Here is an 8975-nt window from a genome sequence, read left to right as displayed (position 1 = left end):
CGGGAGCGCGTCGGCGCTGCTGGGCGTCCTGCAGTTCGCGCTCGGCGGTCTCGCGGCGCCCCTGGTGGGTCTCGGCGGCGGCGGCTCGGCGCTGCCGATGGCCGCCGTGCTGGCGGTGTTCGCCGTCGCGGCCCTGGCGGCCTTCGCCGGTCTGTGGCGACCGGACCGGAGCGTTTCCGCAGGTTAGGTAAGCCTTCCCTGAGTGATGCATTGCATTGGCAAGGAATGTCCCTCCGGTTTGGCAGGGGGGAAGTAATTACGCCACACTGATGTTGTGAAATACGTGAACCGGACGTCGGACATGCGGGAGGCCGCCGAAGCGCGGCATTCCGGCGTGCCCGCCGAGAGCGGCACGCGCGCGCGCGTCGCCCGGCTCATCCTGGAACACGGACCCATCACCGCCGCCGCCCTCGGTGAACGGCTCGGGCTCACCCCCGCCGCCGTCCGCCGCCACCTGGACGCGCTGCTCGCCGACGGGATGATCGAACCCCGTACGGCGCGGCCCCGCGGGCAGCGTGGCCGGGGACGGCCGGCGAAACTGTTCGCCATCACCGACGCCGGGCGCAGCGCCTTCGAGCACGCCTACGACGGCCTGGCGGGGAGCGCGCTGCGCTTCCTCGCCGACCGCCTGGGCGAGGAGGCCGTGGCCGACTTCGCGCGGTCGCAGGTGTCCGGCCTGGTCGGCCGCCTGCGCTCCGGGATGGACGAGGTCCCCGCCGACCAGCGGGTCCGCGTCCTGGCCGAGGCGCTCTCGGCCGACGGCTACGCCGCCTCGGCGAGCAAGGCCGAGGTCGGCGGCGAGCAGCTGTGCCAGCACCACTGCCCGGTGGCGCACGTGGCCGCGGAGTTCCCGCAGCTGTGCGAGGCCGAGACGGAGGCGTTCGCGCAGATCCTCGGCACTCCCGTGCAGCGGCTCGCGACCATCGCCCACGGCGACGGAGTGTGCACCACCCACGTGAGCCCGCCCCGTCATAGAACGATCGACGAATCGAGCAAGGAGACCGGAAGGTGACTGTCACCGACCGCCCGGAGCTGGAAGGCCTCGGGAATTACAAGTTCGGCTGGGCCGACTCTGATGTGGCCGGCGCCGCGGCGAAGCGAGGCCTGTCGGAGGAGGTCGTCCGCAACATCTCCGCGCTCAAGAACGAGCCGGAGTGGATGCTGGACCTCCGCCTGAAGGGGCTGCGCCTCTTCGGCAAGAAGCCCATGCCCAACTGGGGTGCCGACCTCTCCGGCATCGACTTCGACAACATCAAGTACTTCGTGCGCTCCACCGAGAAGCAGGCCGCCTCCTGGGACGAGCTGCCCGAGGACATCAAGAACACCTACGACAAGCTCGGCATCCCGGAGGCGGAGAAGCAGCGCCTCATCGCCGGCGTCGCGGCCCAGTACGAATCCGAGGTCGTCTACCACAAGATCCGTGAGGACCTCGAGGAGAAGGGCGTCATCTTCGTCGACACCGACACGGGCCTGCGCGAGCACGAGGAGCTCTTCAAGGAGTACTTCGGCTCGGTCATCCCGGTCGGCGACAACAAGTTCGCCGCGCTGAACACCGCGACCTGGTCCGGCGGCTCCTTCATCTACGTGCCGCCGAACGTCAACGTCGAGATCCCGCTCCAGGCCTACTTCCGGATCAACACCGAGAACATGGGCCAGTTCGAGCGGACCCTGATCATCGTGGACGAGAACTCCTACGTCCACTACGTCGAGGGCTGCACCGCGCCGATCTACTCCTCCGACTCGCTGCACAGCGCGGTCGTGGAGATCATCGTGAAGAAGGGCGCCCGCTGCCGCTACACGACCATCCAGAACTGGTCGAACAACGTCTACAACCTGGTCACCAAGCGCGCCGTGGCCTACGAGGGCGCGACCATGGAGTGGATCGACGGCAACATCGGCTCCAAGGTCACCATGAAGTACCCGGCCGTCTACCTGATGGGCGAGCACGCCAAGGGCGAGACGCTGAGCGTGGCCTTCTCCGGTGAGGGCCAGCACCAGGACGCCGGCGCCAAGATGGTGCACCTGGCCCCGCACACCTCCTCCACCGTCATCTCCAAGTCCGTCGCCCGCGGCGGCGGCCGCACCTCCTACCGCGGTCTGGTCCAGATCGAGGAGGGCGCGCACGGCAGCGCCAGCACGGTCAAGTGCGACGCGCTCCTGGTCGACCAGATCAGCCGCTCCGACACCTACCCCTACGTCGACGTCCGCGAGGACGACGTGTCGATGGGGCACGAGGCCACCGTCTCCAAGGTCTCCGACGACCAGCTCTTCTACCTGATGAGCCGCGGCCTGGGTGAGGACGAGGCGATGGCGATGATCGTGCGCGGCTTCGTCGAGCCGATCGCGCGCGAGCTGCCGATGGAGTACGCGCTGGAACTGAACCGCCTGATCGAGCTGCAGATGGAAGGGGCCGTCGGCTGATGGGCCTGGAAACCAAACCCTTGTCGAGCCTGCACGCGAAGTCGTCCTACGACCCGGCCGACTTCGAGGTTCCGACCGGCCGCGAGGAGGAGTGGCGCTTCACTCCGCTCTCGCGGCTGAAGGGCCTGCACGACGGCACCGCCGCCGCCTCCGGCGACGTGCTGGTGACCGTGGACGCGGCCCCCGAGGCCGCGGTGGAGACCGCCGGCCGCGGCGACGCCCGCATCGGCGCGGCCTACGTGCCGGCCGACCGGGTCAGCGCGCAGGCCTACGCCTCCTTCGAGAAGGCGACCGTGGTCACCTTCCCGCGCGAGGCGGTCGCCTCCAAACCGACCGTGATCACCTTCACCGGCTCGGGCGAGGGCGCGGCCTTCGGCCACACCGTCGTCGTGCTGGAGCCGATGGCCGAGGCCGTCGTCGTGCTGGAGCACACCGGCAGCGCGGTCTACGCCGACAACGTCGAGTTCGTCGTCGGCGACGGCGCCACGCTGAAGGTCGTCAGCCTGCAGGACTGGGCCGACGACGCGGTGCACGTCTCCCACCACCACGCCCGGCTGGGCAGGGACGCGACCTTCCGCAGCTTCACGGTCACCCTCGGCGGCGACCTGGTACGGCTCTCGCCGTCGGTCGCCTACACCGCCCCCGGCGGCGACGCCGACCTGACCGGCCTGTACTTCGCGGACGCCGGCCAGCACCTGGAGCACCGCCTGCTGGTGGACCACTCGCAGCCTGACTGCAAGAGCAACGTGGTCTACAAGGGCGCGCTGCAGGGCGAGAGCGCCCACACGGTCTGGATCGGCGACGTGATCATCCGGGTCGAGGCCGAGGGCACCGACACCTACGAGCTCAACCGCAACCTGCTGCTCACCGACGGCGCCCGCGCCGACTCGGTGCCGAACCTGGAGATCCTCACCGGTGAGGTCGCCGGGGCGGGCCACGCCAGCGCCTCCGGCCGGCTGGACGACGAGCACATCTTCTACCTGCAGGCCCGCGGCATCCCGTTCGACGAGGCCCGGCGCCTGGTCATCCGGGGCTTCTTCGCGCAGCTGCTGGAGAAGATCGAGGTCCCCGAGCTCCGCGAGCGCGTGTTCGCCAGGGTCGAGGCGGAGCTCGAGCGGTGACGTTCGAGACCGTCTGCAAGCTCGCCGACATCCCCGACGGGGGAGTGATCGGCGTCGAGGTCGGCGACACCCCCGTCGCCCTGGTCCGCCAGGGCGGCGAGGTCCACGCGCTGCACGACGTGTGCTCCCACGCCGAGGTCAAGCTCAGCGAGGGCGAGGTCTACGACGGCACGCTGGAGTGCTGGCTGCACGGCTCGTGCTTCGACCTGCGCTCGGGCAAGCCCACCGGCCCGCCCGCCAACAAGCCCGTTCCCGTTTACCGAGTCAAGATCGACGGCGACGACGTGCTCGTCTCGCTCTCGAAGGAGTCATAGTGTCTGATTCGAGCCGAGTCCGCTCGGGGTCAACCCTTGAGATCCGCGACCTGCAGGTCGCCGTCGAGGACAAGCAGATCCTGCGCGGCGTCAACCTGACCGTGAAGTCCGGCGAGACCCACGCCATCATGGGCCCCAACGGCTCCGGCAAGTCCACGCTCGCCTACGCGATCGCCGGCCACCCGAAGTACACCATCACCGGCGGCCAGGTCCTGCTGGACGGCGTCGACCTGCTCGAGCTGTCGGTGGACGAGCGCGCCCGCGCCGGCCTGTTCCTCGCCATGCAGTACCCCGTCGAGGTCCCCGGCGTCTCCGTCTCCAACTTCCTGCGCTCGGCGGTCACCGCCGTGAACGGCGAGGCCCCCAAGCTCCGCCAGTTCGCCAAGGACCTGAAGGCCGGTATGGACGCCCTGTCCATCGACGCCGCCTTCGCCCAGCGCAACCTGAACGAGGGCTTCTCCGGCGGCGAGAAGAAGCGCCACGAGATCCTCCAGCTCGAGCTGCTCAAGCCGAAGATCGCCGTCCTCGACGAGACCGACTCCGGCCTGGACGTCGACGCCCTGCGCGTCGTCTCCGAGGGCATCAACCGCTTCCGCGCCTCCGGCGAGACCGGCGTGCTGCTGATCACCCACTACACCCGCATCCTGCGCTACGTGAAGCCGGACTTCGTCCACGTCTTCGCAGCCGGCCGGGTCGTCGAGGAGGGCGGTCCCGAGCTCGCCGACAAGCTCGAGGCGGAAGGCTACGAGGCCTACACCAAGGCCTCTGCGTGAGCGGATCGATCGGACGGGCGAGGACGCGGCGGTGACCGACGTGACGACGGCGACGACGAGGACAGGGAGCGGTGAGCGGCCGGTGAGCACTCCTGCGTTCGACGTGGACAGGATCAGGAAGGACTTCCCGATCCTCTCCCGCGAGCTTCCCGGCGGCAGGCCGCTGGTCTACCTCGACTCGGGCAACTCCTCGCAGAAGCCCGTCCAGGTGATCGAGGCCATGCGCGAGCACCTGGCGGTGCACTACGGCAACGTCGGCCGTGCCATGCACGCGCTGGGAGCCGAGTCCACCGAGGCCTACGAGGACGCCCGGGACAAGGTCGCCGCCTTCGTCGGCGCGCCGAGCCGCGACGAGATCGTCTTCACCAAGAACGCCTCCGAGGCGCTCAACCTGGTGGCCCACGGCTTCGGCAACCCCACCAACTCCGACCCCAGGTTCACCCTGGGGCCCGGTGACGAGATCGTCATCTCGGAGATGGAGCACCACTCCAACATCGTGCCCTGGCAGATGCTGGCGGCGCGCACCGGCGCCACCCTGAAGTGGTTCCCCGTCACCGACGAGGGCCGTCTGGACCTGTCGGGCATCGAGGAGCTGGTCACCGAGCGCACGAAGATCGTGTCGGTCGCGCACCAGTCGAACGTGCTCGGCACGGTCAACCCCGTCGGCCGGATCCTCGCCCGGGTCCGGCAGGTCGGCGCGCTGCTCATGCTGGACGCCTCCCAGTCGGTCCCGCACAAGCCGGTCGACGTGGCCGCGCTGGACGTCGACTTCCTGGCGTTCACCGGGCACAAGGCCGTCGGTCCCTCCGGGATCGGCGTGCTGTGGGCCCGTGCCGAGCTGTTGGAGGCCATGCCCCCGTTCCTGGGCGGCGGCGAGATGATCGAGGCGGTCTGGATGGACCGCTCGACCTACGCGCCCGCGCCGCACAAGTTCGAGGCGGGCACCCCGCCGATCGTCGAGGCCGTCGGCCTCGGCGCCGCGGTGGACTACCTGTCGGCGGTCGGACTGGACGCGGTGGCCCGCCACGAGCGCGAGCTGACGGCGTACGCCCTGCAGGCGCTGGGCGAGCTGCCCGGCCTGAGGGTGATCGGGCCGCAGGACCTGGAGGACCGGGGCGGCACGGTCTCCTTCACCCTGCAGGGCGTCCACCCGCACGACGTCGGCCAGATCCTGGACGACGAGTTCGGCGTGGCCGTGCGGGTGGGGCACCACTGCGCCCGTCCCCTCCACCTGAGGTTCGGGATCCCCGCCACCACGCGGGCGTCCTTCTACCTGTACAACACAACGGCCGAGATCGACGCCCTGGTCCGCGGCCTCCACCACGTGCAGAAGGTGTTCGCCTAGTCATGCCGGTGCAGCCGAACCGGTGGGCCGGCGGCCTGTCGTGCGCAGCGAACGAGAAGGTGAGCGCGACTCCATGATCGCCGAGTCCATGTACCAGGAGCTGATCCTGGAGCACTACAAGCATCCGCAGGGCCGCGGCCTGCGCGACCCCTTCGACGCCGAGGTCCACCACGTGAACCCGACCTGCGGCGACGAGATCACCATGCGGGTGAAGCTGGGCGACGGGGGCAAGGTTGAGGACGTCTCCTACGACGGCCAGGGCTGCTCGATCAGCCAGGCCGCCGCCTCGGTCCTGCACGAGCTGGCCACCGGGTCGACCGTGACCGAGACGATGGCGGTGGTGGAGGAGTTCACCCGGCTGATGCAGGGCAGGGGCAAGGTGGAGGCCGACGAGGACGTGCTGGGCGACGCGGTGGCGTTCGCCGGGGTCGCCAAGTTCCCGGCCCGGGTGAAGTGCGCGCTGCTGGCCTGGATGGCCTACAAGGACGCGGTCGCGAGGAGCGCGTGACCATGAGCGAGCCAGTCACGAACAGGGGAGTCCGTCTCTTTCGGACACCGGAGAAGGAGGCCCGATGAGCAGGCCCGTGGAGACGCCCACCGGGGCGTCGTACGACGGGGAGACGACCCTTGACGAGGTCATGGAGGCCCTCAAGGACGTCGTGGACCCCGAGCTCGGCATCAACGTGGTGGACCTCGGCCTGATCTACGGGGTCAACCTCGACCCCGCCGAGGCCGGGGCGCCGCCGGTGGCGACCATCGACATGACGCTGACCAGCGCGGCGTGCCCGCTGACCGACGTCATCGAGGAGCAGGCGCACTCGGCGCTGGACGGCATGGTCTCCGACGTGAAGATCAACTGGGTCTGGCTCCCGCCGTGGGGACCTGACAAGATCACTGATGAGGGCCGGGACCAGCTCCGGATGCTCGGCTTCAACGTCTGAGCGACCTCGTCTCCGGTACGGCTCGCGGCTCCCGGGTTGCGGGCCGTACCGAAATGTGTGAGAGAATGCCATGCGCCGGGAAGAAACGCCCGGCGCGGAGCGTTGTCTCCACCGACGGACAAGCGTTCGCCCCCCAATGGCGAGCGCCCCGACCGACCCGGCACTGCGAACGCCGGGAATGCTTGATCGTGGTTTGACTGCGTGCGGGTAAGCTACACCCGCCCCGTGCGGTGCGCCTCGACTTGCACCGCACCACCGCCCCTCCGAAGTGGGCGTCGATCGAGCGCGGCCTCGCGGCCGCGCGCTCCAGGCTCGTCCTTTCGCAGAAGTGACGTGCCCCGTTCTTCTACCGAAAGGCACGAATCTTCGTGACCATGCTTGACGCTGCCCTGCCCGAGAACATCGATGTCCTCGAGGTCCCCGAGATCCCCGACGGCGTCTCCGAGTTCACCCTCCTCGGCCTGCCGAAGCCCCTGGTGACCGGCCTGTCCCGGCAGGGCATCGACAGCCCCTTCCCGATCCAGCGCGCCACCATCCCCGACATCCTGTCCGGGATCGACGTGCTCGGCCGCGGCCAGACCGGATCCGGCAAGACGCTGGCCTTCGGCCTGCCCATGATGGCCCGCATCGCCGGGCGCAAGGCCCGCCCGGGCCACCCGCTCGCCGTCGTCCTGGTGCCGACCCGCGAGCTGGCCATGCAGGTCACCGACGCGCTCGAGCCCCTCGGCCGCGGCCTGTCCCTGCGGATGAAGACCGTCGTCGGCGGCATGTCCATGGGCCGCCAGATCGAGGCGCTGCGCCGCGGCGTCGAGGTCGTCGTGGCGACGCCCGGCCGGCTGACCGACCTGATCCAGCAGGGCGAGTGCACGCTGGACGAGGTCCAGGTGAGCATCCTGGACGAGGCCGACCACATGTGCGACCTCGGCTTCTTCCCGGTGGTCAGCGCGATCCTGCAGCAGACCCCGGCCGACAGCCAGCGCCTGCTGTTCTCCGCCACCCTCGACGGCGACGTGGACAAGCTCGTCCGGCGCTTCCTGACCGACCCGGTCACCCACTCGATGGCCCCGGCGGCCTCCTCGGTGGACACCATGGAGCACCACGTCCTGGAGGTGCACCGCGACGACAAGTTCCCGGTGACCGCCGAGATCGCCAACCGCGAGGGCCGGACGATCATCTTCGTCCGCACCCAGCACGGCGTGGACCGCCTGTGCAAGCAGCTCGCCCAGGTCGGCATCAAGGCCGGGGGCCTGCACGGCGGCAAGCGCCAGAACCAGCGCACCCGCATCCTGGCGGAGTTCAAGGAAGGTGCGATCAACGTCCTGGTCTGCACCGACGTCGCGGCCCGCGGCATCCACGTCGACAACATCAGCCTCGTGCTGCACGTCGACCCGCCGCAGGACCACAAGAGCTACCTGCACCGCGGCGGCCGTACGGCCCGCGCCGGGGAGAAGGGCACCGTCATGACGCTGGTGCTCCCCAACGAGCGCCGCTCCACCGACGCGATGACCCGCCGCGCGGGCATCAAGCCGTTCCGTCTCAAGGCCACCCCCGGCCACCCGCGCCTGGAGGAGATCGCCGGGGCCCGGCAGCCCAGCGGCGAGCCGATCCCGGTCTGGGAGCCCTCGGCTCCCGCGGCCAAGCAGCGCCAGCGCCGTGAGGGCTTCGGCGGTGGCGGCGGTCGCGGCCCGCGCCGGTTCCGCGACCGGTTCGAGGGCGAGGGCCGTCCCGCCCGCGAGCGCTCCTTCGGCGACGACAACCGCGGCGGCGAGCGCGGCGGTGACCGTCCCTCCGGCGGTTACCGCTCCGAGCGTCCCGCCGGTGGCGGCTACCGGGGCGGCGACCGCCCCGCCGGTGGCGGCGGCTACCGTGCCCGAGCGCCCGGAGCGGGCGAGCGCGACTCCTTCCGCGGCGACCGTCCCTCGGGCGGTTACCGCGGCGGCGAGCGGCGTGAGCCGTTCCGCTCCGACCGCCCGGCCGAGGGCGGCTACCGCGGCGGCGACCGCCCCTCCGGCGGCGGCTACCGCTCCGAGCCGTTCCGTTCGGACCGGCCCGCGGGCAGG

Annotated in this window: 9 protein-coding genes and 1 pseudogene; all 10 read left to right on the top strand. The window is 70.4% G+C overall.

Going from position 1 to position 8975, the window contains the following annotated elements; genetic code table 11:
* A pseudogene (locus tag ACWJ6R_RS23660) lies at window positions 1-187 on the top strand (Bcr/CflA family drug resistance efflux transporter); the annotation flags it as partial.
* Between the two features lie 114 nt (window positions 188-301).
* Window positions 302-1012, top strand: coding sequence for a helix-turn-helix transcriptional regulator (locus ACWJ6R_RS23655; RefSeq protein ID WP_449064333.1), 711 nt, complete (start codon window positions 302-304; stop codon window positions 1010-1012).
* Window positions 1009-2421, top strand: coding sequence for a Fe-S cluster assembly protein SufB (gene sufB, locus ACWJ6R_RS23650; RefSeq protein ID WP_449064330.1), 1413 nt, complete (start codon window positions 1009-1011; stop codon window positions 2419-2421). The genes ACWJ6R_RS23655 and sufB overlap by 4 nt, the downstream gene beginning before the upstream one ends.
* Entirely contained in the window at window positions 2421-3542 is a 1122-nt protein-coding gene (gene sufD / locus ACWJ6R_RS23645) for a Fe-S cluster assembly protein SufD (RefSeq protein WP_449064329.1), read from the top strand. The genes sufB and sufD overlap by 1 nt, the downstream gene beginning before the upstream one ends.
* On the top strand, window positions 3539-3856 hold the full coding sequence (locus ACWJ6R_RS23640) for a Rieske (2Fe-2S) protein (RefSeq protein WP_196453372.1): 318 nt from the start codon (window positions 3539-3541) through the stop codon (window positions 3854-3856). Before sufD ends, ACWJ6R_RS23640 begins: the two co-directional genes overlap by 4 nt.
* A gap of 41 nt (window positions 3857-3897) precedes the next feature.
* Window positions 3898-4629 (top strand): Fe-S cluster assembly ATPase SufC, encoded by a 732-nt coding sequence (sufC, locus tag ACWJ6R_RS23635; protein WP_449064332.1) that lies wholly within the window; start codon window positions 3898-3900, stop codon window positions 4627-4629.
* Between the two features lie 40 nt (window positions 4630-4669).
* Window positions 4670-5974 (top strand): cysteine desulfurase, encoded by a 1305-nt coding sequence (locus ACWJ6R_RS23630; RefSeq protein ID WP_449064331.1) that lies wholly within the window; start codon window positions 4670-4672, stop codon window positions 5972-5974.
* Between the two features lie 73 nt (window positions 5975-6047).
* Window positions 6048-6482, top strand: coding sequence for a Fe-S cluster assembly sulfur transfer protein SufU (sufU, locus tag ACWJ6R_RS23625; RefSeq protein ID WP_449064328.1), 435 nt, complete (start codon window positions 6048-6050; stop codon window positions 6480-6482).
* Window positions 6483-6546: 64 nt separating this feature from the next.
* Entirely contained in the window at window positions 6547-6915 is a 369-nt protein-coding gene (locus ACWJ6R_RS23620) for a metal-sulfur cluster assembly factor (protein ID WP_068899216.1), read from the top strand.
* Window positions 6916-7289: 374 nt separating this feature from the next.
* Window positions 7290-8975: DEAD/DEAH box helicase (locus ACWJ6R_RS23615; RefSeq protein ID WP_449064327.1), on the top strand; the 1686-nt coding region annotated here is incomplete at its 3' end.

The sequence above is a fragment of the Planomonospora algeriensis genome (assembly GCF_977012225.1).
The sequence above is the reverse complement of the archived record's forward strand: the minus strand, read 5'-3'. Positions and strand labels throughout refer to the sequence as shown.

What these genes read in the sequence shown, in the direction of transcription:
- ACWJ6R_RS23655 (WP_449064333.1), top strand. Translation starts at nt 302, where the DNA reads ATGCGGGAGGCCGCCGAAGCGCGGCATTCCGGCGTGCCCGCCGAGAGC.
- sufD (WP_449064329.1), top strand. Translation starts at nt 2,421, where the DNA reads ATGGGCCTGGAAACCAAACCCTTGTCGAGCCTGCACGCGAAGTCGTCC.
- sufU (WP_449064328.1), top strand. Translation starts at nt 6,048, where the DNA reads ATGATCGCCGAGTCCATGTACCAGGAGCTGATCCTGGAGCACTACAAG.
- ACWJ6R_RS23620 (WP_068899216.1), top strand. Translation starts at nt 6,547, where the DNA reads ATGAGCAGGCCCGTGGAGACGCCCACCGGGGCGTCGTACGACGGGGAG.